The 25,204-nt window shown below is 40.6% G+C and carries 24 protein-coding genes, 1 tRNA gene and 1 pseudogene; 12 read left to right on the forward strand and 14 right to left on the reverse strand.

Features of this window, described 5'->3' with window-relative positions; all coding sequences use genetic code 11:
• The 5 genes from P3L56_RS07080 to rmf all read left to right on the forward strand — a co-directional run bounded on the left by P3L56_RS07080 (position 1) and on the right by rmf (position 5,942).
• Positions 1 to 1,908, forward strand: a complete 1,908-nt coding sequence (locus tag P3L56_RS07080) for an ABC transporter ATP-binding protein (protein WP_042846447.1) — start codon at positions 1 to 3, stop codon at positions 1,906 to 1,908.
• 30 nt (positions 1,909 to 1,938) lie between these two features.
• Complete coding sequence (pqiA, locus tag P3L56_RS07085) at positions 1,939 to 3,219, forward strand: membrane integrity-associated transporter subunit PqiA (protein ID WP_272678076.1); 1,281 nt, start codon at positions 1,939 to 1,941, stop codon at positions 3,217 to 3,219.
• The gene (gene pqiB / locus P3L56_RS07090; protein WP_042846445.1) at positions 3,216 to 4,865 is read left to right on the forward strand and encodes an intermembrane transport protein PqiB; all 1,650 of its coding nucleotides are present in this window, start codon (positions 3,216 to 3,218) and stop codon (positions 4,863 to 4,865) included. Before pqiA ends, pqiB begins: the two co-directional genes overlap by 4 nt.
• Positions 4,865 to 5,419, forward strand: a complete 555-nt coding sequence (gene pqiC, locus P3L56_RS07095; protein ID WP_042846443.1) for a membrane integrity-associated transporter subunit PqiC — start codon at positions 4,865 to 4,867, stop codon at positions 5,417 to 5,419. Before pqiB ends, pqiC begins: the two co-directional genes overlap by 1 nt.
• Before the next feature lie 352 nt (positions 5,420 to 5,771).
• Positions 5,772 to 5,942: a ribosome modulation factor gene (rmf, locus tag P3L56_RS07100; RefSeq protein ID WP_004909639.1), complete on the forward strand. Its 171-nt coding sequence runs from the start codon at positions 5,772 to 5,774 to the stop codon at positions 5,940 to 5,942.
• 145 nt (positions 5,943 to 6,087) lie between these two features.
• Here rmf and fabA read toward each other — a convergent pair whose 3' ends face one another.
• The 3 genes from fabA to P3L56_RS07115 all read right to left on the reverse strand — a co-directional run bounded on the left by fabA (position 6,088) and on the right by P3L56_RS07115 (position 8,823).
• The gene (gene fabA, locus P3L56_RS07105) at positions 6,088 to 6,606 is read right to left on the reverse strand and encodes a bifunctional 3-hydroxydecanoyl-ACP dehydratase/trans-2-decenoyl-ACP isomerase (RefSeq protein WP_042846441.1); all 519 of its coding nucleotides are present in this window, start codon (positions 6,604 to 6,606) and stop codon (positions 6,088 to 6,090) included.
• Positions 6,607 to 6,702: 96 nt separating this feature from the next.
• Positions 6,703 to 8,439 carry a Lon protease family protein gene (locus P3L56_RS07110; RefSeq protein WP_210831949.1) on the reverse strand — a complete coding sequence of 579 codons (1,737 nt, stop codon included), beginning with the start codon at positions 8,437 to 8,439 and terminating at the stop codon, positions 6,703 to 6,705.
• A 207-nt stretch (positions 8,440 to 8,646) separates the two neighbouring features.
• The gene (locus P3L56_RS07115; RefSeq protein WP_071547903.1) at positions 8,647 to 8,823 is read right to left on the reverse strand and encodes a GhoT/OrtT family toxin; all 177 of its coding nucleotides are present in this window, start codon (positions 8,821 to 8,823) and stop codon (positions 8,647 to 8,649) included.
• A gap of 173 nt (positions 8,824 to 8,996) precedes the next feature.
• On the opposite strand from P3L56_RS07115, the gene matP reads away from it, so the two are divergent.
• Positions 8,997 to 9,464 (forward strand): macrodomain Ter protein MatP, encoded by a 468-nt coding sequence (matP, locus tag P3L56_RS07120; protein ID WP_042846439.1) that lies wholly within the window; start codon positions 8,997 to 8,999, stop codon positions 9,462 to 9,464.
• Between the two features lie 184 nt (positions 9,465 to 9,648).
• Here matP and ompA read toward each other — a convergent pair whose 3' ends face one another.
• Positions 9,649 to 10,737 (reverse strand): porin OmpA, encoded by a 1,089-nt coding sequence (gene ompA, locus P3L56_RS07125; RefSeq protein WP_042846438.1) that lies wholly within the window; start codon positions 10,735 to 10,737, stop codon positions 9,649 to 9,651.
• A 353-nt stretch (positions 10,738 to 11,090) separates the two neighbouring features.
• Complete coding sequence (gene sulA / locus P3L56_RS07130) at positions 11,091 to 11,612, reverse strand: SOS-induced cell division inhibitor SulA (protein ID WP_042846437.1); 522 nt, start codon at positions 11,610 to 11,612, stop codon at positions 11,091 to 11,093.
• A gap of 236 nt (positions 11,613 to 11,848) precedes the next feature.
• Between sulA and P3L56_RS07135 the strand changes: the two genes are divergently transcribed.
• Complete coding sequence (locus tag P3L56_RS07135; RefSeq protein ID WP_129466709.1) at positions 11,849 to 12,463, forward strand: TfoX/Sxy family DNA transformation protein; 615 nt, start codon at positions 11,849 to 11,851, stop codon at positions 12,461 to 12,463.
• Positions 12,464 to 12,589: 126 nt separating this feature from the next.
• Here the strand turns inward: P3L56_RS07135 and yccS are convergent, their stop codons facing one another.
• Positions 12,590 to 14,737, reverse strand: a complete 2,148-nt coding sequence (gene yccS / locus P3L56_RS07140) for a YccS family putative transporter (protein ID WP_210831818.1) — start codon at positions 14,735 to 14,737, stop codon at positions 12,590 to 12,592.
• 123 nt (positions 14,738 to 14,860) lie between these two features.
• On the opposite strand from yccS, the gene helD reads away from it, so the two are divergent.
• Entirely contained in the window at positions 14,861 to 16,912 is a 2,052-nt protein-coding gene (helD, locus tag P3L56_RS07145) for a DNA helicase IV (RefSeq protein ID WP_131680706.1), read from the forward strand.
• Positions 16,913 to 16,942: 30 nt separating this feature from the next.
• On the opposite strand, the gene P3L56_RS07150 is transcribed toward helD, so the two are convergent.
• Entirely contained in the window at positions 16,943 to 17,401 is a 459-nt protein-coding gene (locus P3L56_RS07150; RefSeq protein ID WP_042846434.1) for a methylglyoxal synthase, read from the reverse strand.
• 113 nt (positions 17,402 to 17,514) lie between these two features.
• Here P3L56_RS07150 and P3L56_RS07155 point away from each other — a divergent pair, with 113 nt between their 5' ends.
• Positions 17,515 to 17,928 carry a CoA-binding protein gene (locus P3L56_RS07155; RefSeq protein WP_129466706.1) on the forward strand — a complete coding sequence of 138 codons (414 nt, stop codon included), beginning with the start codon at positions 17,515 to 17,517 and terminating at the stop codon, positions 17,926 to 17,928.
• Between the two features lie 70 nt (positions 17,929 to 17,998).
• Here the strand turns inward: P3L56_RS07155 and hspQ are convergent, their stop codons facing one another.
• A complete protein-coding gene (hspQ, locus tag P3L56_RS07160) occupies positions 17,999 to 18,319 on the reverse strand; it encodes a heat shock protein HspQ (RefSeq protein WP_173424817.1) in 321 nt (106 codons plus the stop codon).
• A 218-nt stretch (positions 18,320 to 18,537) separates the two neighbouring features.
• Here hspQ and P3L56_RS07165 point away from each other — a divergent pair, with 218 nt between their 5' ends.
• Positions 18,538 to 18,816, forward strand: coding sequence for an acylphosphatase (locus P3L56_RS07165; protein ID WP_173424816.1), 279 nt, complete (start codon positions 18,538 to 18,540; stop codon positions 18,814 to 18,816).
• A 7-nt stretch (positions 18,817 to 18,823) separates the two neighbouring features.
• On the opposite strand, the gene tusE is transcribed toward P3L56_RS07165, so the two are convergent.
• Complete coding sequence (tusE, locus tag P3L56_RS07170) at positions 18,824 to 19,153, reverse strand: sulfurtransferase TusE (RefSeq protein ID WP_042846636.1); 330 nt, start codon at positions 19,151 to 19,153, stop codon at positions 18,824 to 18,826.
• 183 nt (positions 19,154 to 19,336) lie between these two features.
• Here tusE and P3L56_RS07175 point away from each other — a divergent pair.
• Positions 19,337 to 19,424: transfer RNA gene (locus tag P3L56_RS07175), tRNA-Ser, on the forward strand.
• A gap of 162 nt (positions 19,425 to 19,586) precedes the next feature.
• Positions 19,587 to 19,889, forward strand: a pseudogene (locus P3L56_RS07180) (Arm DNA-binding domain-containing protein); the annotation flags it as partial.
• Positions 19,890 to 20,010: 121 nt separating this feature from the next.
• Here P3L56_RS07180 and P3L56_RS07185 read toward each other — a convergent pair.
• Genes P3L56_RS07185 through tssF form a run of 5 tightly spaced genes read right to left on the reverse strand, consistent with a single transcriptional unit; the run spans position 20,011 to position 25,181 of the window.
• Positions 20,011 to 21,354, reverse strand: a complete 1,344-nt coding sequence (locus P3L56_RS07185) for a VasL domain-containing protein (protein ID WP_131680705.1) — start codon at positions 21,352 to 21,354, stop codon at positions 20,011 to 20,013.
• 23 nt (positions 21,355 to 21,377) lie between these two features.
• Positions 21,378 to 21,806 (reverse strand): type VI secretion system baseplate subunit TssE, encoded by a 429-nt coding sequence (gene tssE, locus P3L56_RS07190; protein ID WP_042846429.1) that lies wholly within the window; start codon positions 21,804 to 21,806, stop codon positions 21,378 to 21,380.
• A gap of 1 nt (position 21,807) precedes the next feature.
• Positions 21,808 to 22,347, reverse strand: a complete 540-nt coding sequence (gene tssJ, locus P3L56_RS07195) for a type VI secretion system lipoprotein TssJ (RefSeq protein WP_042846428.1) — start codon at positions 22,345 to 22,347, stop codon at positions 21,808 to 21,810.
• Positions 22,348 to 22,362: 15 nt separating this feature from the next.
• Positions 22,363 to 23,454 carry a type VI secretion system baseplate subunit TssG gene (gene tssG / locus P3L56_RS07200; RefSeq protein WP_048606625.1) on the reverse strand — a complete coding sequence of 364 codons (1,092 nt, stop codon included), beginning with the start codon at positions 23,452 to 23,454 and terminating at the stop codon, positions 22,363 to 22,365.
• Positions 23,430 to 25,181 carry a type VI secretion system baseplate subunit TssF gene (gene tssF, locus P3L56_RS07205; protein WP_042846426.1) on the reverse strand — a complete coding sequence of 584 codons (1,752 nt, stop codon included), beginning with the start codon at positions 25,179 to 25,181 and terminating at the stop codon, positions 23,430 to 23,432. The genes tssG and tssF overlap by 25 nt, the downstream gene beginning before the upstream one ends.
• Positions 25,182 to 25,204 lie beyond the last annotated feature (23 nt).

Below are 25,204 nucleotides of genomic sequence, written 5' to 3' on the forward strand. Positions count from 1 at the left end.
ATGGCTTTAATTAATTTATCGGGTGCATACCTTGCTTTTAGTGATGCTCCGTTACTTGATAATACTGAAATTCACATTGAAGATAACGAACGCGTTTGTCTGGTTGGGCGCAATGGCGCGGGTAAATCAACACTTATGCGAGTGTTAACCAAAGAACAGCCACTGGATGATGGGCAACTTATTTATGAGCAGGACTTAATTGTTGCTCGTTTACAACAAGACCCACCACGTAATATCGAAGGGACTATTTTTGATTTTGTTGCTGAAGGCGTTGCTGAACAAGCTCAATACCTGAAAGATTATCATCATGTCGCTAAATTGGTTGAACATGACCCTAGTGAGAAAAATTTAAATAAATTATCTGAATTACAAGAAGTGTTAGATAACCGTAATTTATGGTTATTAGACTCTCGTATCAGTGATGTGCTGAAAAAACTCGGTTTACCTGCGGATGCAGAACTATCCTCATTATCGGGTGGTTGGCTACGTAAAGCGGCTTTAGGTCGTGCTTTAGTGAGCAACCCGCGGGTCTTGTTTTTAGATGAGCCGACTAACCATTTAGATATTGAAACGATCCTCTGGTTGGAAACTTTCTTAAAGGATTTCCAAGGTAGTATTGTTTTCATTTCGCACGACCGTTCTTTTATCCGCAATATGGCAACCCGTATTATCGATTTAGATCGTGGACAATTAGCGTCTTGGCCGGGCAATTATGATGATTACTTGGTCAGTAAAGAAGAAGCTTTGCGTGTTGAAGAGATGCAAAATGCAGAGTTTGACCGCAAATTAGCGCAAGAAGAGACGTGGATCCGCCAAGGGATCAAAGCAAGACGTACGCGTAACGAAGGGCGGGTTCGTGCCTTGAAAGCGTTACGTGTTGAACGCTCACAGCGCCGTGAGGTTATGGGCACGGCGAAAATGCAAGTCGGTGAAGCTTCTCGCTCTGGGAAAATTGTTTTTGAAATGGAAAATGTTAACTATCAAGTTGACAATAAAGTCCTGGTCAAAGACTTTTCTGCTCAAGTTATGCGTGGTGATAAAATCGCATTAGTAGGGCCAAATGGTTGTGGTAAAACCACGTTATTGCGCTTAATGCTTGGCGATTTACAGGCAAATAGTGGGCGTGTGCACTGTGGAACCAAATTGGAAGTGGCGTATTTTGACCAGCACCGTGCTGCATTAGACCCTGATAAAACGGTCATGGATAACTTGGCAGAAGGCAAGCAAGAAGTGATGGTTAACGGTAAGCCACGCCACGTATTAGGGTATTTACAGGACTTTATGTTCCCTCCTAAACGTGCAATGACACCGGTTAGAGCTCTTTCAGGTGGGGAACGTAACCGCTTGTTATTAGCTCGCTTATTCTTAAAACCAAGTAATTTATTAATTCTCGATGAACCAACAAATGACTTGGATGTAGAAACGCTTGAGTTACTTGAAGAACTTGTTGATGGCTATCAAGGTACAGTCTTGCTCGTCAGCCATGACCGAGAGTTCGTTGATAACAGTGTAACTGAGTGCTGGATTTTTGAAGGTAACGGTGTCATCAACCGGTATGTGGGTGGGTATTTTGATGCTCAGAAACAAAGAGCACAAACCGTGAGTTTAAAAGTTGAACAAACGAGTAAAGTAGCTGCCCAAGATAAGGTGGCTAAACCAAAAGAAGCTGTAAAGCGTGCAAATAAATTAAGCTATAATTTATTGCGTGAGCTGGAACAGTTACCTGCGAAACTTGAGCAACTTGAAGCTGAAATTGAGGCTTTACAAGCTACGATTGGTGATGCTGATTTCTTTAATCAGCCTCATGAAGTCACTGAAAAAGCGTTGACTAATTTAGCGGCTAAAGAGTCTGAATTAGAACAGGCCTTTGACCGTTGGCAAGAGCTTGAATTACTTAAAAACGGCTAAGTTAGCTTTAATTAGAGGAGCAAATACACTTTGTGTACCCATGAGTCTCATGAACATGTTCTTTGCCCTCAGTGTGACATGTTGGTTGCAGTCCCTGAGTTGGAACAAGGGAGCAAAGCAACATGTCCGCGCTGCGAGACTACATTAGTCTCAAAGTGGCGGTATCCATATAAGCAACCAGCAGCATATGCATTTAGTGCATTAATTATGCTGTTTGTTGCTTGCTTGTTCCCTTTTGTGAAAATGGGGGCGGCAGGAATTGAAAATGAAATATCGTTATTTCAGATAATCGAAATTATATCGGCTACCCGCTATAGTGGGTTGGCGTTATTTTTTCTGTTTTTTTCTTTGATTATCCCAGCATTTTGCATGATCACAATTATTCTCTTAGGGTTGCAAGTTCATATTCCTAAGGGATTAAAGGTCGTGAGCACTCGCATTTTATTCCAAATGAAAGCTTGGTGCATGGCGGAAATATTTTTAGCTGGGGTTTTAGTTAGCTTTGTGAAACTGATTGCTTATGGTGATATCGGAATAGGCTTAAGTTTTTTACCTTACTGTTTGTTTTGCATGTTGCAGGTAAGGGCATTTCAATGTTTAGACCGCCATTGGCTTTGGAACCATATTGAAGCACCGCCAAAACTAGAGCTACCATTAAAAGTAGGTCAAACAGGTATTAAGCAAAACGTACGTTTATGCCTTGTTTGCACGGCTATTTTACCAGCGGAACAATCACAGTGCCCACGGTGTTTTTCCCGTGGAAGTGTACGTAAACACCAAAGTTTGCAGTGGACATTAGCACTGCTCGTTACTTCAATCATGCTGTATATTCCCGCTAATGTGTTACCCATGATGACGACATATACACTGGGCAGCGCATTAAATTCAACCATTATTGATGGGGTTATTCTATTGTGGGAGGATGGTTCTTATCCTGTTGCTATGGTCATTTTTATTGCCAGTATCATGGTACCTACGTTAAAAATGATTGGTATTGCATGGCTTTGCCTTGATTCACAAGGATATGGCAATCGAGACCCTCATCGGATGCATTTTATTTATGAGCTAGTGGAATATGTGGGGCGTTGGTCAATGATTGATGTATTTGTGATCACGATTTTAGCCTCTTTGGTTCAAATGGGCCAGTTGATGAGTATCGTGCCAGCAATGGGGATTATTTTCTTTGGTGTTGTTGTTATTCTCACAATGTTTGCAGCGATGACGTTTGACCCAAGGTTAACTTGGGATCGTTGTGAAAGGAAAAACGCAGTAAACACGAATGCTGTTGAACAAGAAGGAGTCGTCGGGTGACCTCACAAGAAACATCACAGGCCAATGCCAAAGTTAGTAAGTTAAAAAGTTGGTCACCAGTTTGGGTGATCCCAATAGTAACTGTCTTAATTGGTGCTTGGGTATTATTTTACCATTTTAGCAACCAAGGCCCGGAAGTGACGCTAATCACTTACAATGCTGAGGGAATAGAAGCAGGTAAAACGAAAATTAAAAGTCGTAGTGTCGATATTGGCGTTGTTGAAAGCGTCACTCTTGATGATAATTTTAGTCGGGTGTTAATAAAAGCGCGCTTAAATAATGACATGAAGGATTTACTACGTGCTGATTCATCATTCTGGATTGTTAAGCCTACAATCGGGCGTGATGGTGTGACAGGGTTAGGTACTTTACTTTCAGGGGCTTATATTGAACTTCAGCCTGGGGTAGAGGCCAAAGAAAACTTTGAATTTACTTTATTGGACACACCTCCTCTTGCATCACCGGATGCAAAAGGGATACGAGTAGCATTAGTCAGCGATAAAGCAGGGCAATTAAACCCTGGTGACCCAGTATTATTCCGTGGCTATCGTGTTGGGTCAGTTGAAACTAGTAATTTTGATATGGACAAGCGTGATATGCGCTACCAATTATTTATCAATGCTCCTTATGATAAGCTGATCAGCTCCAATGTGCGTTTCTGGAAAGACAGTGGAATTGCATTCGACATGTCATCCCAAGGTGTTCATGTTGAAATGGGGTCTATTGCGACATTACTGACAGGTGGTGTGAGTTTTGATGTGCCTACGGGGTGGGTTCCAGGTACGAGTGTTAAGGAAAATACAGAGTTCCGACTCTTTGATAACCAAAACAGTATTCAAAATTCACTGTATACAGAATACCAAGATTTTGTCTTGTTCTTCTCTGATTCTATTCGTGGGTTACAGCCTGGGGCACCAGTGGAATTCCGTGGTATTCGTTTAGGCACAGTGGCACAAGTGCCTTTCTATACCGAGGGGCTTGACCAATCTTTGGATAATGACTTTAGAATTCCTGTTCTAATTCATATCGAGCCAGAGCGTTTTTCAAAAGATGTTGGTGCGAATTTTAATTTAAAAAATGAATTAAAATTGGCCATGAAAGACGGATTAAGAGCATCGTTAAAATCGGGTAACTTTTTAACAGGTGCCTTGTTTGTTGATTTAGATTTTGACCCTAATGCTGAGCCTTATAAAGGGCCTACGGTAGTGGCTGGATATAAAATTATCCCAACGACCAGTGGTGGCTTAGCGCAAATCCAACAAAAAGTTATCGCGGTGTTGGATAAGATCAATAACATGCCAATTGAGCCAATGCTTAATCAAACGACACAAACATTAGCCGAAGGGCAAAAAGTGGTTAAAGAAGCCAATGCCATGTTGGTGGAATTAAACAAAGTCATGGGAAGTAAAGAGTTCCAAAACTTGCCTCATGACTTACAAAAAACACTGCAAGAAATGAACCGTGCAATGCAAGGTTTCCAACCGGGTTCACCTGCTTATAATAAAATGGTGGATAACATGCAGCGTTTAGACCAAGTATTGAGAGAAGTTCAGCCGCTTTTACGTACATTAAACAACAAGAGTAATGCATTAGTGTTTGAAGCGGAGCCGACTAAGGATGTAGAGCCGAAAGGAGTGAAAAAATAATGCGATATTTATTATCAGTATTTGTTTTATTGTTGGCAGCGTGTAGTAGTACGCCAGAAAAAAAGTATTATCAATTGCCAATAAAAACTCCTCAGGAACAATCAGCGGCAGTGATGGATAAAGGCCAAGTTTGGCTACAGCGTATTATGTTGTCTGATGTATTAACTTCCAACGGTATTACTTACCAAACAACCGATGTGAGTTATACAAATGCGAGCACACATCTTTGGGCTAGCCCATTGGAACAACAGCTCGGGCAATCAATGGTGAGTGAATTATCCGCCGCATTACCGGATAAGCTAGTGTCTTTACAGCCATTACAGAATTCTCCAGATACACTGGATATCACTTTGACGGCATTTAATGGTCGATACGATGGAAAAGTGCTTATTCAAGGTTTTTGGACGCTTTCCCATGGTGATAAAGTCATTCGTCGTAATTTTGATGTGCAGTTAGACCAACAACAAGATGGGTATCCGGACTTGGTTCGTACATTGTCACTAGGCTGGCAACAAGTTGCTGATAATATTGCTAAAGAAATTGCAAAGTATTAGTTATTACCTAGTTAACTAATTAAATACACCTCAGATATATATGGTAAATATAAATTTCTGAGGTGTATTTTTTTTATCTTCAATAAGTAAATATATTTAATAAACTTATATGTAGTTAATAATAGTCACCTTATATGCTCTAATGTCATGATAAATAAAGTAAAATATTCCATAGTAAAATCAAATGATTATATTAATTGCCATATCTAAGTCACATTTATGCTATTTATGACAAATATATGAAAATCTTTACTTGATTTTCTTATCTGTGGGCGTTATTTCTATAAGGTACCTATTAATAAATAGTAGGTGCTGTTTTCTTTTCCATTTTTAATGATGAGGGAAGTAAGGCATGAAAAGACAGAAGCGAGATCGTTTAGAAAGAGCTTTATCAAGAGGTTATCAAGCAGGTTTAGCAGGGCGTTCTAAAGAGCTCTGCCCATATCAAGCAGTAGATGCTCGTTCGCATTGGCTAGGTGGTTGGCGAAAGGCGATGGAGGATCGAACCGTAGCGGTTGTGTAATCCAGAATTTATCTCATTTTTAAGGTTAAATAACCTGTCACTTTTTTATATTTAGGGTTTTTAACTTAAAGATACTAATCAATTTAAGAACCTCCGCCATTGCGGAGGTTTGTATTAATTAGCTCATAGCTTAGGCTTCTAAAAATTAGAATGCGCTTGTATCTTTGAATAAGCCAACTTTTAAGTCCGTTGCGGTATAAATTGATTTACCATCAACTAAAACTTCACCATCTGCTAGCCCCATGATCAGCTTACGGTTAATTACACGTTTAAAGCTAATACGGTAAGTGACTTTTTTTGCAGTGGGTAGGACTTGGCCAGTAAATTTTACTTCGCCAACACCTAATGCACGGCCTCTACCTTCACCGCCAAGCCAGCCCAGATAGAAACCAACTAATTGCCACATTGCATCAAGCCCTAAGCAGCCTGGCATGACAGGATCATTGACAAAGTGGCAATCAAAGAACCAAAGGTCTGGATTGATATCCAGCTCAGCTTCAACATAGCCTTTATTATATGTACCACCGTCTTCAGTCATGCTGACGATACGATCCATCATCAACATGTTTCCTGATGGGAGTGGAGGACCATTTTCCCCAAATAACTCGCCTTTTCCAGAAGCAATTAAATCATCTTTTGTGTAGGATCCGCGTTTCTCAACCATGTTCTTCAGATAGCCTTTATTAAATGTAGGGGCACAGGATAGCTTACACTTGTACGCTGAACAACTCCGATCTGCTATTTTTTACGCAATCTTTACTTAACTCATCCATTTTAAGAACCAAGGAAGCCTTGCTTTATCCGGTGCGTTTGCTTGGTTAATACGCTCTTGAATTAAAGCTAACAGGTGTACGTTTTCTTCTTCAGCTTGCTGCTCAAAGTAAGGTTGCTTAGTCAATAATGTAATAGCTTGAGCGACATGTTCAACAGGCCAAATGTGGAATTGCCCTTCTTGTACCGTGCTAACGACTTCAGCTTTAGTGCATAAATGACGGATATTCGCCATTGGAATAATAACACCTTGCTCACCGGTTAAGCCCCGTTTGGCACAAATATCAAAGAAGCCTTCAATTTTTTCATTGACGCCACCAATCGGCTGGACGTAGCCAAATTGGTCAACTGCACCTGTAATAGCAATTTGTTGATCAATTGGTTGTAATGATAAAGCACTAATTAACGCACATAGCTCAGCCAGTGAGGCGCTATCACCATCAACCTCACCGTAGGATTGCTCAAAGACAATTGAGGCTGAGAAGGGCTGTGGTTGCTCTAATTTAAGCTCATAGTTTAAATAGGCTTGCATAATCATCATGCCTTTTGCATGAATATTGCCACCTAATTCAGCTTTACGTTCTACGTCGGTAAATTCCCCATCACCTAGATGAGCCACACAAGTGATACGTGAGGGTTCTCCAATCGCTTCAGGGTGACCAGGGTATTGTAAAACGGATAACCCATTCACTTGCCCAATGACTTCCCCTTCAGTTTTAACGAAGATTTGCTCTTGCAAAATATCATCTTGCGTTCTTTCCATGAGGAAGTTGTGGCGCCATAGGCGGTTTTCGACCGCTTGATTAAATGAATTTTGAGTTAATAAGTTATTTTCTTGGTAATGAACCGCGTCCATTAAGCGCCTTGTAAGCCATGGAATATCAAGGGGAAGAGTAAATTTATCTTCACAATAGCGGGTTGCTTGATGAACCAAAGGTAACCAACCATCAACTGAGATATTTGGTAATTTATTGGAATCAATGATGGATTTAATATAACGCATCCATAATGTTAATTGTTGTTCATCCTCAAAGAACATGACTGGCTCATATTCACCATAAATTGCACTTTCAAATATTTCTGGTGAAGTATATTCAAACTCTTCTAAAGCAAGCCTATCACCAACAATAATAACTTTAAGTTCAAGAGGTTGTGGCTCGATTTCTATAGGTAAAGGTTGACTATCAGAATAGGGTAACCATTCTAATTGCCGACGAATAACCATATCTTTTAAGCGATTCCACATTAAAGGTTGGCTAATGAGTGCATTAGCTGCAATCACTAATATGCCCCCATTAAGCTGATGTAATAGGCCAGGGACAAGGGTCAAAGATGGGGTTACATGACCAAATAGTTGCTCTGGTTCTATCCAATTACGGTATGCAATCGCTGTGCGAGATGAAAAACGGCTTTTAATGCCATGTTTCCATTGAAAGGAATGTTTATCTTCAGATAATTGGTAGTCGCCATCAATAGTGTTGATATCTACAAGCAATGGGCCAATTGCATTAGCGTAAGTGCTAAGGTATTCCTCACTTTCATCAGACTTGATAAACATAAAGCGTGTTTGGGCAAATTCATCGACAAAATGTTGTATTCCATCGGACAATCTAGGCTGAATGTCTGACAGTGTTGTTGGGGACAACGTTTCTGAGGATACAAATTTCGTCTGGAATGACGATAAGTTAGGAATGAGGCCTTGCCATGTTAGTTCTTGACTGATCACTATAATTATCTGCTATTAATAGGGTTATAAATAAAATGCCTGCCAATGAGCTGGGCGCATGTGCCTGAATTTGGTTTATTTAATAATTTGCCAAATAACATCGTTTGTTTTATAAACAATTTTCAGGCCTGTTAATTACCCAGTGGGCAAGCCTGCTATATTAGCCTTTGATAGGCAATCTTGCAGCAAGAATTGTTGAATTATTGACTAGAATAACGAAAACATAAACACAATAGGTAATGTCATTGGCCAAGTGAAACCAATTAATATGGCGCTAAGTAAGCGCATAAAACAATTAGGGTCTTTTGTGACGAGTAGGGTGAATAGCATAGCGCATACACCGACAATCCCATAGATGACGAGTATATTTTCAAAAGTGGACATGCAGTTTTATTAATTTGTTAACAGATGGGGGCGGATTGTACACTATTTTTACAAAGACAGGTTACTTTCTTTATTGCAGAAACGAATATTTCACTAAATCGAACGTCTGCTTGAGCATTTTGTTTATAATATTGCTAATATAAAGATAGGTTCGGTTTTCTTCAGGAAAAATTATGAAATATCAGCAGCTTGAAAATCTTGAATGTGGCTGGAAATGGGAGTACCTCGTCAATAAAGCACGAGGTGGCGAAGCGATTACCCGCTATATAGAACGAAGCGCAGAAAAAGAAGCGATAGATTTGCTGTTAAAAATGGAAAATAGACCGATTGATGTGCTCAAGTGGATTTCATTACATATGAATCCTGAGCTTGATAACCGAATGAAACAAAGCATTCGTGCAAGGCGTAAACGTCATTTCAATGCTGAGCACCCACATACTCGCAAAAAATCGATAGATCTAACCTTTTCGGTTTGGCAGCGTCTGTCTAATTTAGCAGTAAAACGTAATAAAACACTTTCTGAAACGATTATCCAGTTGATCGAAGATGCTGAGCATAAAGATAAATACGAGAGCCAAATGAGCTCATTGAAGCAGGATCTACAAGCGATTTTAGGGGCGTCGAAAGGAGATGGCAGCTAGGCTATCTGAAAAGATCTTTATGGTTGTTGTTCTTGCTATTAAGTGTAATGGGAAGCGAAAAGTAGATTAAACACTAAATAACAAACGGTCTATATTCGTTATATTAGTTTTTATAAGAATAAAAAAAACCCCAATAATAATTGGGGTTTTTTGTTCAGTTCAAAATTCAAACTAGGGCTAAGAATTAAGCGCCCGGTTGAGTTACAACTTCAGTTGTACCTTGAATTTCGATTTCAACGCGACGGTCTGGCGCTAAGCACTCGATCAGAGCTGCACGGCCTTTAACTGCGTCACATTTGTTACCAGTTACTGGATCTTCTTTACCACGACCTTCAGCAGCGATTGCGCTTGCTGGAACGCCTTTAGATACTAAGTAGTCAACTACAGACTGAGCACGTTTTTGTGACAGTGGCAGGTTGTAGTTTTGTGAACCGATACGGTCAGTGAAACCAACTACCAGTACGCGACCTTGAGTTGGATCGATGCTGCTCAGTTCGTTATACAGTTCGTTCAGAGCTTGCTGACCTTCTGGTTTCAGGCTAGCTTTGTTGAAGTTAAACAGAACGTCTGAACGTAGTGTGAAACGTTTGTTTTCAACAACTGGAGCTGGCTCAACAACTGGAGCTGGAGCAACAACTGGAGTATCTTCTTGACCAAAGCGGTATGCAACACCAACGCTCAGCATGCCGTTGTCTGGACGAGTACCGATATTGTCTTTATCACCTAAGTTGCTAACCCATTGGTAGTCTAAACGAGTTGCCCACTCTGGAGTGATTGCATACTCAAGACCCAATGCGTATACAGGTGCAACACCAGTATCAGTTTCTTTGAAACGTTCGCCATTTTGGTGAGCTTTAGCTTCAGTACGGTAAACCATACCACCTAAGCGAGTGTAAACGTCTAAGTCATCCATGATTGGATAGCTTAATTTGGTAGTTAATGAAACACCCATAGATTTCAGGTCACCGCTGTTACCAGCGCCTTTGTATTTCATTTTACCGAACCAGTCATAACCCAGTTCAAAACCCATATATTGGTTGTATTGGTAACCAGCATATGCACCAGCACCAATAGTATCACGGTCAGTTGAATTACCAACTGTACCCCAACCTGCATAGTCTGTACCAGTTTTAGCTGGGTTTAGGCTAGTATCTTCATAGTGAGACCAACCTAATTTAGCACCGGTATACCAAGTGTTATCTTTTGGAGCTGCTTGTGCAACGGTTGCAAAAGCTGCTACTGCCACTGCTACTGCGATAGCTGTTTTTTTCATTTTACGCCTCGTTATCATCCAATATTGGCTTGGCTTCGCTGAGCCTTATTATGTGCCATTGGTTCAATTTACTTGCTAGGTTTCGCTGACATTATCTACAAAAAAATAATAAAAGTAAAAAATAATGCCATAAGCTTAACAAGCTAAAGTCTACAACGAACTTAAAAAGATACAAGTAGAGTGAGCAATAAACGTTAAAAAAAGTATTTTTTTAGTGTATAAATCAGGGAGATATGTATATTTTGTATTATGATTGTTTTTTGTCTATCTAATTGATCTGCAATACTTTTCATTTCACTTTAGAGATAAATATTTCTAAAGGTTAAATTTAGTAAGAAAATTCTTAATCTTGGCTAGTGATAATGATTTGAGTGAATTTTTAGGTGGTTTGACTGTCCTGATTGCATACTTACCATATTATATGTTTTTTGTGGGCGCATAATAAAGCCAATAGAATGACCTTCTTGAGCCGCATATTGTAAACGAACAAAATCTTGTTCGTTCAGTTCAGGCAACCAGCCTAAAACGACACTATAGTTACCACTTTTTAAGGCTTTTTCCATTGCATCTATGGTTGTTATGGTTTCCATGTGACTTAGTTGCATGACCTTATTCGTAGGGATGCCTGCTTGTTCTAACCAGTGTTTACTCAGTTTTTTATTTGGGCTTAGCCAGAGCAACCAACGTGATTGAGCCCCAAACTGGCGGAGCATTGGAAGCAAAATATAGTCCATGATTGGATGTTTTTCATCGTAAACGAGTTCGCTCACCATACCTTGTTGTGTAGAGTTACTCGCAAGCTCAATGGATGGGATGGACTGTGCGTAATTATTAAGAGAATGTTCTGTTGTGTTGTTCCAAGAATAGATGCTCATAATTATTAACCTCGTTACAATGCTGTATGAACATACAGTAACTGTATATTTATCCAATATCAAGCCTATTTTTTCAAAGCGCTTCGCAACTTTGTTGTTTTCCGCTGCATTCTTCTTGGCATTTTTTATTGAAACTCTCAAAATTGGCTAGGTGTAATTGTTTGTAAAGCAAGAAATTATAAAATTGATTCTCTCAAGGATAAAAATGAAACATACCCAAAAAGGAGTTAAGGTATATGTTATTAGAAGAAGAAAAATTTTTTAATTTATCTCGTTTGTTAGGTCAATTCGGAGAGTTAAAGCGTAAAAATCACTTCGGCGGTTTTTGCCTATTAGTTGATAATGCCATTGTAGGGTTAGTGCTGGATGGGAAATATTATTTACGAGGGTGTCTAGTAGCTAGAAGCCATTTTGAGGCTTCAGGGCTTAATCGGCTTGTTTATAGTAAGAAAGGCATACCTTTGGAAATGCGATATTACCAACTTTCTGAACAAATTTGGGGCGATGAAGTCTTGTGTCTCCAATATATTGAACTCGCTTATCGTTCTGCAATTGAAGAATTAAAACAAAAACAGTCCATCACAATGCGTATCAAAGATTTGCCAAATATGAATATGTCAGTTGAGAGGGCATTGGGGAAAATTGGAATTTCTCATGTAGATGATTTACGTACGATGGGCGCAAAAGCGTGTTTTATCAAACTTAAGCAACATGGGCGGCATGACCCGAGTATTAAATTATTAATTGGCCTAGCAGCGGCAATAGAAGGCTGTCATAGTGCTGTATTGCCAAAGAATACTAAGCAAGAATTGATTACTTGGTATAACAGTTTTGAACTCGCATCGAGGTGATTGCCTAATATAAATCAAAGGAAACTTATAGCAGGCTACCTCAAAACCAGACAATACTAATATGAGAAGAATAAGCGGGTAGAAAGGATATTTATATATTTTAATACCCGCTCATCGGTATGTTTATTATGCACTGATTTTTCGGATCATTTGCTTTATTTCAGGTACAAGTTCAAGTAAAAGCTTAGTTTGTTCCATGATGAGTAATGTTTTTTCATCGTCACTTTTTGCAATGTTATCGATTCGCTGTAATAAGTTTTGGCGCAGCCTATCAGATTTTTCATCGATAATTTGAGAGTTTAGTATGTTGGTTTGCAAGGCAGATTCAACATAGCAAATTGCATCATTTAACAGTGCCAAGTTATCCTCATTATGGATTTTTTCACGGTGCGCACCTAACGCGGAAATATAGCTAAGTAGTGTATGGTTTAAACATAAAAGTCTGAAAGCTTGTTCTTGGGTGATCCGGTAAGATTTGGGGTCTGATGCCATATTGGAGACAATAGAAGCAAATTCTGCATCATTATTATGTGCATCACGGCGTGCAACACGGTATTCAAGGCTATTATCTTTACCTTGGTAGTATTGCAGTAAAATGGCATCAAGGTACCTACAATTACTGTCCATTGTTTTTTGAATGACCTGAGGAAGTTGGCGAAATTTCCAATCAGGCCAAATAAAACTTACAGCAAGTAGTGCGATAAAACAGCCGATAAGGGTGTCAATAATCCGAGGTAATGCGACATCAAACCCTTCTCCTAATAAGTTAAAGCAAAAAAGCACTAACAAAGTGATAAAAAGGGTAGCTTGTGCATATTGGCTACTACGGAACATAAAGAACAGTAAGCCAGAGATCACAATAAGGGTAAGCTGGCCTTCAATTGATGGGATTAAATTAAGTAATGGTAACCCGATTAGGATACCAACGATAGTCCCGATGATACGCAGTGCTAAACGGCGTTTAGTGGCGCTGTAGTTAGGTTGGCAGACAAATAAACTAGTGAGTAATATCCAATACCCTCTTTCCATATCAAATAGTTGGATAATCGCGTAACCAGTACAAAGAAGTATTGACATCCTAACTGCATGGCGAAACAACGATGATTTTGGGGTTAAATGATGCTTAACCCGTGTAATAATATCATTAAAGCCTGATAATGATTCGTCAGACAATTGTTCTACTTGTTTATTATTTTGTTGCCATGAGCTTTGCTCAAGGCTTAGCCCTTTAAGTTGAACATCAATTCCCTTTAAATTTTTGAGTAAATTATGCAGTGCTTTTATTGCATGTAATTCAGGGGATTGCTGCTTAAGTAATAATAGTGAGTTTTCAAGGTAGCTGAAAGTTCGTTCAAAGCGTGGATTATGTTGATATTGTTTACGTAGCAATACGGATTGAGCAACTTGCTGGCAGGCTCTTGCTTGCATGGTTAGTAAGCGTTGAAAACGAAATAAGATATCATAATGGCGTAAGGTGCGACTAAGTTGTTGATACTGAATGTGAGACGAGCTAGCACGTTCATGGATATCTTGTGCAACAAAATAGTAATGCAGCGTATTACGAGTCCCTTTTTGGCCTCTATCACCTTTAAGTCGGCTCAATAAAGCAATTTTCGCTTGGTTCATTGTGTTGACTAAATTACTGTTTACTAAAGCTAAATCATAAACTGATTGTTGATAATCATCTTCAAGATCAGGGTCAAATAAGTTAGCTTTTGCGTCTAGGTAGGCGGAAAGTTGCTGGTAGCATTGAGTGATGGCATCTTGTAATGGCCTGACGGGAAACAAAATATGGCCAATTAATGTTAGAATATTATACCAAATGGCCCCTGTAAGTAATAACACAGGTTGTTGATACCAAGTATCAAAAATGGGTACACCTAGCATGGTATAAATGGCTATCAGTAAGGCGCCAAATGCAATGGTGGCATAACGTTGCCCTAAAGCACCAAGTAAGATGAACCCACAAGTCGAAAAAGCGAGGCCAAAAAAGAAAAATAGTGGGTATGGGAAGAGTAACTCAATTGAAACTGAGGCAACAAAAAAACAAAAAAGGGTAATAATTAAATTTTTTATTCTGCCAGTTAGCCTATCATCTAAGTCAGTCAAGGCTGCGGCAACCACGCCTAATGTCAGTGGGATAGTCACTTTAGGGTCTTGCCCTAAAAGCCACGGCACTAATGTTGCGCCTGTCAGGGCTATAAAGATTCGGATATAATATAAAATATGGCTGTTATATAGCACGCGGCGATAACTGGTAAGCAGTGTTAACACAAAGTACCTCAGAGGTAAGACAAGCTCTAGTTTATATAGGATAGCGTGTTTGCAGGGAATAAAAAACCGTTTGGAATCAAGCCAACCGTATTTTGTCATTGATTTTTTTCAGGTGCAGGACGTATGGAACTGAAATCAACACAGATTGGACAGCGTCTGGCTCAGCATCCCTACAATCGGGTTCGCTTACTCAACGCAGGTATCGAAGTCAGTGGTGAAAACCACCAATATCTTATCCCATTCAATGAACTTATTGACCTTCGTTGTAAGAGGGGCATTGTTTGGGGGGAATTAGAATTTGAAATTGTGAACGAACAAGTTGTGCGTTTACACGGTACAGAGTGGAAACAAACTCAACGTTTTTACCATTATTTGTATGAAAAATGGCAACAATGGAGTGCCGAAATGAGCCAAGTCAGTGCGCAAGTATTGACTGAATTGGTGAAAACCATTGAACAACTGATAAAACAAGATCATTGGCTTGGTTTACGTCAAGTTAGCAGCATCAAAGACAAAATTACTCAGAACTTTTCATCACTTCCTTTACCGTTAGTACGTATTCCATCGTTTGAAAATTGTGCATCTCAGTATCAATTTTGCCTTAAGTGGTTGAATGACAGTGAAAAATGTCGCAAGCAAATTAATGAAAAGTGGTGCGAGTCTGTTTTGGTGCGTTATCACGATTTTTTCCAACAAGTTGAATCTTCACCATTAAATTACTCACAATCACTATCTGTCATTAACGGCGAAGATAATGTGTTAGTGCTGGCAGGTGCTGGTAGTGGGAAAACGTCGGTTTTAGTCGCCAGAGCAGGCTGGCTAATACTAAGAGGGCTGGCAGAACCAAAGCAAATTTTATTGCTGGCATTTGGTCGCAAAGCTGCTGATGAAATGAATCAGCGCATTCAGCTACATTTACAGCAGGATATCGAAGCGAAAACATTTCATGCGCTTGCTCTGCATATTATTCGTGAAGGTAGTAAAAAATCACCGGTTATCAGTGAACTCGAAACCAACAGTCAAAAACGTCAAACATTGTTATTAACAGAATGGCGAGAGCAATGTTCAACGAAAAAGGCTCAAGCGAAAGGTTGGCGAGAGTGGCTGACTGAAGAGCTGCAATGGGAAATTCCCGATGGTGAGTTTTGGAATGATGACAAAATAAGCCATAAAGTTGCTGCGCGTTTAGAACGTTGGTTAAGCTTAATGCGTATGCATGGTGGTAGTCAAAAGGATATGGTAGATAAGGTCAATGATGAAATTAAAGATCTTTTCCAAAAACGCATTCGTTTGATGGCACCATTATTAAAAGCATGGAAAAGTGCGCTAAAAGAGGAAGGTGCGGTTGACTTTTCTGGGTTAATTCATCAGGCGGTGAATATTTTAGAAAAAGGGCGCTTTATTAGCCCATGGAAACATATTTTAGTTGATGAATTCCAAGATATTTCACCTCTTAGAGCCAAATTGCTTCAAGCGTTACGTCAACAAAATAAGCAAACAACGTTGTTTGCAGTGGGCGATGATTGGCAAGCTATTTACCGTTTTAGTGGCGCTGAATTAGACCTGACCACCTCATTTGAAAATAATTTTGGGGAAGGGGAGCTTTGTGCTTTGGATACAACCTATCGCTTCAATGAACGTATTGGCGATATTGCGAATCGGTTTATTTTACAAAATCCAATTCAGCTTCATAAGCCATTAAATAGCTTAACTAAAGGTAGTAAAAAATCAGTTGTTCTTCTATATGAACAAGCATTGGAACGGTTATTGGATAAAATGAGCGGCTATGTACTTGATGATGAAAGGATATTAGTACTGGCACGTTATCATTATTTAAAACCTGAAATTTTGAATAAAGCGCATACCCGTTGGCCAAAATTGACGATTGAATTTATGACGGTACATGCATCAAAAGGGCAGCAAGCAGATTATGTGATTATTTGTGGCTTAAACAGTGGTAAGGATGGTTTCCCTGCGCCGGCAAGGGAGTCAATTATTGAGCAAGCACTGTTGCCACAACCTGAAGATTTTGAGCATGCAGAAGAAAGGCGGTTACTGTATGTGGCCTTAACAAGGGCTAAACAGCAAGTTTGGTTATTATATAACCCCGAATTACCATCAGAATTTGTTGAAGAACTTAAACAATTAGGTGTCCCAAAACAGAAAAAGCCTTAGGGGGATGGGCATGCGAACATGCCCAGTAAACTAGTTAGTGCGTTTTGTTAGGTAGTTTTGGTAGTCAGGGATCACGATTTCTATATTGTCATCAAAATAAGGTGATGTGATTAAAAAATCAGCGGTTGCTGGGTTGGTGGCTACGGGAATATTCCATACGGTAGCTAAACGTAATAATGCTTTAACATCAGGATCATGCGGTACAGCATTAAGTGGGTCCCAGAAAAAAATCAATAGGTCGATTTTTTTTTCCGCAATCATCGCGCCAATTTGTTGGTCTCCGCCCATTGGGCCACTCATCATACTGGTGACGGGTAACCCTGTATGTTGGCTAATTAATGAACCAGTAGTCCCTGTGGCATATAATTTATGCGCTTTAAGTCGCTCATTATTCTTTTTTGTCCAAGATAATAACGAGGGTTTGCAGTGGTCATGGGCAACCAAGGCGATATTTTTTGATGCAGCAATTTTACGGGTTGTTGATTCCATGAGGTTCCCTTAAATAAGATGTGAGATAGGCATCTTTAAAACTGTGTGAGCAAAGAAGTACAACATATACCATAATGCTAATGAATAGTTTACTGATTTTAGGAGATATTTTGATGAGAGATCAAGAAATTGCTGAAATTTTAAAGAGTGTCAATACCATCGCTTTAGTTGGGGCTAGTGATAAAGCCAATAGGCCAAGTTATGAAGTCATGGAATATCTCTTACATCAAGGTTATACCGTTATTCCTGTTAGCCCTAAATTGGCTGGCCAACAGTTATTAGGTCAGTTAGTGTATGAAAAGCTTAGTGATATACCTCAACCCATTGATATGGTTGATGTGTTCCGCAATGCAGAAGCCGCTGTTGGTGTCGCTAAAGAAGCAGTGCAAGTTAAAGCGAAAGTATTATGGTTGCAACAAGGGGTTATTAGCGAAGAAGCTAAAAGTATTGCGTTGCAGGCAGGGTTACAATTTGTTATGGATAAATGCCCAAAACAGGAAATACCCGCTTTAGGGCTTGAAAAGTAGCCTTTCATTGATGATAAAAGTAAAGCAGCATGTGAGCTGCTTTACGGAGCGTTCATGAATGATAAAGCCGTTAGTTACGCAGACGTGGCGCTAATAACTGAGACCTTATTGATTCTGCCAGTTCATCCATAGAAGGTTGTTCTGGGTGGTCATCAGCAGTCTCGTAAGTGATTTGAGCTTCAGCCAAATAGGTATGAACAGCATCCCCGTTGTCATCTTCCATTACAACATGATACCAAGGCAGATCGCGTAGTGTGCTGTTTGCGGCAATATCATCATCATGTGGTTGTTCGAGCGAATATTCAGCATCTACATCAACAACGACACCTAGGTAGCCGAGAAGCTTGTGCCTGACTTGTTGCCCGATTCCATATTTACTGGTGATCATCATAGCGACCTCCTAAAAGCCTTGCTTGTACTTCAATTTATATATGGGCAGTGTTGTGCGTTTTCAAGCGAAGTATGGACAATTATCAATAACGCAATACACTGTCTTTATACGCAACTATGAAAAGCAGTGCCTCATTTAGCAGATTATCTGTTCAATGAATAAAAAACAACTGCTAAAAAAAGGTATCTATATATTATGCTCTGACAATGGAGGCTTATATGACTGCATCAGGTCGCAATTTTTACATTTATGGGCGTGTTCAAGGCGTTGGGTTTCGTTATCAAACCTATCATTGGGCTAACCAAAATGGCATAAAAGGTTTTGTGTGTAATCGAGATGACGGCAGTGTTAGGCTGGCCATTTATGGTTCAGAGCAAGATATTGAATTTGTAGATGAATGGCTTAAAGCAGGTGGGCCTCCGGGGGCTAATATCGACCATTTCTTTACTGAAAGTTGGCAAACTGAGCCAATAGCGGACTTTTCCGTCCGCTATTAGGAAGAAATTAAATGCACTTTACTGGCTTTGGTAGGCCTGCGAGTTTTGTCGCTTGCTTTGCGGGCCCTTTAGGAAATAACCGATATAAATAGCGGCTATTGCCTTTTTCTTCGCCAAATTGCTGAGAAACCGCTTTCACCAACATACGAATGGCCGGTGAGGTATTGAATTCCAAGTAGAAATTTCTCACAAAACGGATAATTTCTAAATGCTCATTGGTGAGTTCAATGCCTTCCTGCTGCGCAAGTAGAGGGATGAGGTCTTCACTCCATTGTTGGCTATCAAGCAGGTAGCCCTGCGGGTCTGTTTTAATTTCTTGATTGTTAAAAACCAACATACTCATTTTTAATCCAAATAAAATTAGAGTATGAATTTAACAAAAATAGAGAAATAACCCAAGTAAAGTCGTTAGAATGTTGATATTTTCGCCCAACAGTATGAAATGCGTATATTTTTAAAGCGAATGATTAAATTAGGGGTTTACATCCAATCAGAGGATGTTTATAGTGCTCGTCATTGCGGAGGGGTGGCCGAGCGGCTGAAGGCAGCGGTCTTGAAAACCGCCGATGGGCAACCATCCGAGAGTTCGAATCTCTCCTCCTCCGCCATCTTCACTTCTAGCAACGTCTCCCCTCCCAAGTAAATCAAGCATTCCAGCGAAATCTCACACTATCGAAGCCTACTATCATCTTTCTAAATCCTTACAATTTGTTGCCTAGTTTTTGTATAGAAATTCCCTCTACAATTTTCCTATACAATATTGGTGATTTATAAAGCTAACAGATATGGCAATCAAGCGTGCCAAGCTAAAAGAAAAAACCGACACGCTGGCGGATGGTAACGGGCTAGCTTTATTAGCTGAAACTAACGGTTCCAAAGGCTGGCGTTATCGGTATCAATTCGCTGGCAAAACCAAAATGATATCGTTAGGTATTTATCCTGTTGTCACTCTCAATGAAGCAAGAGCGAAAAGAGATGAGGCACGAAAACAGGTTGCCAATGGTATTAATCCAAGTGAAGCCAGAAAAGCAGAGAAAGCGGGCGCAATTAACCAAACTGAAACATATTTTAAAACATGTCTTTCTTTATCCATCCCTTATTTAAAGCTCAAACCATGCCACTTACTTTCAAAAAGTCAATGTAATCCCTTTCTTTTTTCTTTAACTAAGAGCGAGAATTTCGGGGCTGGTGGTGTTATTTATTTTGTTGAATCAATGCATATCGATTCAGTAGTTGCTTAAAGTGGGTATCGATACGTTGATATTCTGATTCAGGTACGGTGCCTTGCGCCTGTAATTGCTCTAGCTGGCGTAGTTCTTCCTCAAGTGGCATACCTTGATTAAAATGTTGACGTGCATTAAAAATAATCGTTTTTAGCTCAGAGCCTGTTATATAGCTGCGGGGTTTCCCATCAAGGCTATCTAAGCGCGTACTTAGGTTATTTAATAACGTCATACCTTCAGACCATTGTTGTAGTTTATCGTTAGATGACGCATTAATTTGCATATTTTGCTGCCATTTATCGTTAAACGCTGTTATTTCTTGTCGTTCCCCATAATGTTTGGTGAGGTAATTCGCCATACTAATCCCATATTGCTGAGCCCAAATAGGGGATATAGACTCTAATTCCACAAGGTAGTTATCAATCACATTGAGTTTTTCAGCAGAAATACGGCTAGATTGAGTTGGGTTCGGTTGTAATTGCTGCTCAATTATTGCTGCAATATTTGGTGTAAATTCAGGTAATTGTGGGAGTACCTGTGCTAAAGCATGATTATTGATTTGTGGGTGTAATGCATACAAGGTTCCTGCACATATCGCTCCTGTGAGTACAATACCTAAAGCTAGACCGACACAAATGCCTTTGCGGTAAGAAGGTTGAGTAGGTGCTGGAGTGCTGATGGTGGCATTGGCTTTGATGGAAATTGGGGGGACTGCAGTACGAGCTTGAAATGTCGATGGCGAAGTTTTCGGAAGTTGCGGTGGTGTAGGCGGAATAAAACCGCTATCTGGAGCATCTGTACTCTCTAATTGCCTTGCCTGAGATGCAAGTAAATTTTGTAAGCGCTCTAGCTGAGTCAGGTGTTTGAGCTCTAATGTTTGTAACTGTTGTGCAATTTGACTAAGCTTGGTTTCAGTTTGGTAAAGGGCAGGAAGATCGGCATAAATGGGAGCATGTGCACGTAATCCTGTCACCAATTGTTGGCTTAATGTGGCGATAATTTCGACGCGAGCATGGGTCTGTTGGGGCCAAAGCCCTTGCCAGTGGTGACTGAGTAAATGCTGGAGCAACGATAACCCTTCATTTAATCCCGCTATGCCATTTTGATGCTGGCGGATCAGGGTAAACCATGCACAAGTTTGTAGGTCTGCACCATTTTGATTAAATAAGGATAAACATAAGCCATGGGCTCGAGCCCAGTCAACATCAGGGCGTGCAGGGTGGAAGCGTTTGTTTAATTCGTCTTTAAGGGCTGCAAAATCAGCCAGTGTGCGAGGGTCGCCGCCAAGGCGTAATGTATTTAAATCTGGGTTCATAATTGTCTCAAGCAATTGTCGGTTTAAATCGTATCGAATTGTTTTTTTAGATGATGCAATAAAATGCGACCATCAGGCATAAATTCAGTGCCATAGCGGATCAAACCTTGTTCGTGTAATTCAACCTCAAGGGCATAATGGAGTGTCCCAAAGCTATTTTGCGGTAATAACACTAAAGAGAGGGATTTGATGCGGGGCTCATACTTGAGCAATGTTGCCGATAAAATGGTCATCATATTGTGAGCAGTGCCGGGGAGGCCTTGGATCATTTTACTCATATCGGGAAGCCCATAATCCGGAATATGTTCGATGCTCCCCGCTCTGGCGCTGAGAATACGGCGGATATTGTCCATGACGGAAACTATCACTTGGTCATGTTCTGGAATATCATCAATATTTAATCCTCCAGCAAAATACCCCGTCAACATTTCATATAACGAAGGCTGGGACATGTTATTTTTCTCCCAGTGGTTTTAGTGTCATAGCGTTATCCGTGAGAGTTAATAAACGTGGGTCATCAGGTAATAAGCGTTTTTTGGGGATCACCACACGCCAATTATCGGTGATAAGGTCTGGGTCGTGAAACATCACGGCGATAGCAACAAATTCAGCCCCTTCTTCGAGAGGCATATCAAGCGAAATTGATTCTCCTGGGCGAATTCGTAGGTCTTTTTGTGCGACTAACGAGGATTTGAGTACTTGGCTATCTTTAGCGAAAAGAGTGGCATAGTCGCTTTCTACAAAGCTTTCAAAGTTTTTTAGTTGGTAAACACGGATAATTGTTGATAACGATGCGCCAGTATCATCGGTATTTAATGCTTCACGTGCGACAAAATCTAAGTGTACGACTTTCACTTGTTTATAAAAGATGGAGCTTGCAACATTGCGAGTACCATCACCGACCATCTGAGTAAGGCCACAGCCCGATAGATTTAGTGCGCAGAGGAGCACTAACGTTTTGCCACAAAATGGTAATAAAGGTAGTTGTTTCATAAATGATTCTCAAAATTAAAATCGATAATTAGCATAATGTTGGGGAGACGTATTCTGTGATGACGTCGTTAATCGTTGGTAACGCCCTAAATTTAACGTGATAATATGTTCTTGGCGCACAGTTTGTGGGCTGAGTGTTCCCATTGCTGCGGTACGACCCAATTGAACACCTTGATGTGATTGGGTGCTTAACGCTGCATTGGGTAGTAACTTTCTTGGTAACTTTAAGTTAAGGCGAGCATTGACGCGTGATCCGAGATAAACATGCAATAGCGCCATTAAATCTTGATACAGCAACCCATCAGGCAACCAGTTCCGAGCTTCTTCAAGGTTATTGGTTTGTAAGATAATCAAAATTTGGCTATTAACATCAGTGGCGTACTGACCTAATACGGGTTTGTTGGCTAATGTCATCGGTGTTCTGCAGGATAACCCTGTTTGAGTGACTTGCTCGATGCGTCTTGGGTCATGGGACTTGATTTTAACTTGCGTATCAGGCGCCAGTAATTTGACTAAAGATATAACCCCTTCGGCGGTACGAGTCGGAAAACGTAGCGTACCTAGTAATGCGAGAAATCGGGATAACGGCGCTTGTATATGTTGCGCCGTGCCAGGTATACCTAAGCCAATTAATCCATATAAATATTGTGACGTTTCGTCTTTCCCCCCTGCTGAAAATGTTGCGGGGTAAGAGTATTTTCGCCAAATACGATAAAACTGCGTCGTCAGTCGGTGGTTAAAAATATCTAAAAAATCGGTAAGAGACTCGGTTCCTTCTCGTCGCTGTGCAATATCATCAAGGTAGGTTGTCGGTAGTGGAGAAGTGACACCATATAACCCTAAAAAAGTGGTTCTAATGCTAGGGGTTGTGCTATCACGGTATCTATCGTCAATATCCAACCCTTTAATTTCGGTGACGGGAAAGCCCATTCCACGGTGGGGGCGAAAACGAATAGCGTCTGTTTTGGGGTCTTGGGTACTACCGAGCGGCGGGCTCTGTGCATTACTTTGTTCTAGCAGCTGGCAAAACCGATAGAAGTTTACCAGCGGAAGACGCTCCCCAAGCGCATCAAAAAGCGGATTTACTGAGGATGATTTTCGGTCCATGTAAGGCTATTTCCTGTCGGTAAAATATGTAAAGTCAATTGGTTAAACAGATGTACATCGGTATAGAGGGCAAAAAAACGGTTGAGCATTTCGCCAAATAGATGAATGTCGCCCTCACCGTTAAAGCCGTGGCTATCGAGGGTAATGTCGATGGCAATACCTCGCTGTAAAAAGCCTTTTTCAAAGCGTTCGATAAGGTGTTGCTCAACGTGGATCATGGCATCGAGTTTGCGGCTGTTCAGGTCATCTTCCCGCCAGTCATAAAGTGCTAGCGTTCCTCGTAATACCTCTACGTTATCCATCATATTCAGGAAGCTGGCACCAAGGTGGCTGAGTACGCGCCAATGAAATCTATCTTCAGCAGGGGGGTAGCAAGGTAGCGTAGGTTTGCATAAGTTACGAACCCGTAACTGTGTCTGCAAGGTCTCTTCAGTTCTGTCCAGCAATGTACTTTGTAACGCTTTGCGAGGGAGCTGCCCGTTAGTCCCGGTTAATTGTAGAGATAGCGTTTCACTTTCAAGAGATGCGGTTGGTTGCTCGTGCTCTCCCCCTAAAATTAGCCATGTATCATGTAGGCCGCTGACACCACGTTTAATTCGTGTGTGATAGTAATGTTCAGGGGCATTGTGGCGGAGCATTCCGCCTCGGTGGCGAAAACTACTGAATGGCACATAGTGAATTTGTTCATCGCGTCGCGTACCATGAACTGTATCGACCGCATAAATTTCGGTGTGTCCATCTTGTAAGCGCCGAGGGCGCAGTAAATATTCACTTTCTAATCCATTAACAGTAAGTGGGTCAGCTTCAATGTTGAATAAGTTGATCACTGGGACACTGTGTAGTTTTAGGTTATCAGTAGTTAATGGAATATCGCTGTCCCAGAGCGTATCAAGCACAATTTCTAGCTCAAAATGACTTAATCCTTCGGGTAATTGAATCTCATCAAGTCCGTTTAAGTTGACGAAGAAAAACTTTTCACGAAAAGAAAAATACTCCAGTAATAGTTGGTAGCCGCTGAAGGTGCTATCTCCTTTAGGCCACAGTTGGTCTTCTTCAGCAAATCCACCAGGGGAAAACCAAAGTGGTAAACGAATACGGTCAGGGGACGATGGCAGCCGAATATAGGTGGCTGCAACTTGCTTAGTCAGCGCTAAATGTAGTGCATAGGTAGTTGGAACATCACCAGCCAGATAAAAGGAGAGAGCATTAAGTGAGATTTGTTTCCAGTCAGCAAGCTTCGCACAATCGAACTGCAAGCGAATTACGGAACGGCCATCAGGCTCTGTGGTTAAATTAACCGTTGATAGCACAATGGGGTTGAGTGTTAAGTCTCGAGTTGTGCGATAGCGGCAGACGGTCTTTTTAGGTCCAATAGGGCGTGAAAGTACTTCAAAGTTAGCGGGGATCACTGATGAGATTTTCATATCATGAATATCCGGCGCGAGTTCAACCACAGAAAGTGAGGGAATGGTTTGTAGGTAATGAGGCCAAAGTAGGCTGACTAATCCTTCTGTTAACTCGGGTAAATCATCATCAATTTTTTGGCGCAATTGCCCCATGGAGAAGGCAAAACCTTCAAAAAGCCGTTCTACAAAAGGGTCAGGAATGCCCGCTTTGTCTAAATCTAATAATGCTGCTCGATCGGGGTGAGCTTGAGCGAACTCTTTGGCTGCCTCACGCAGATATCGCATCTCCGCATCATAATAGCGAAGGGTTAAATCATCCATTAGTATGGTTCTCGTTGATTAAT

This window comes from Providencia sp. PROV024 (assembly GCF_032709665.1).
GTDB classification, from domain to species: Bacteria; Pseudomonadota; Gammaproteobacteria; order Enterobacterales; family Enterobacteriaceae; genus Providencia; species Providencia huashanensis.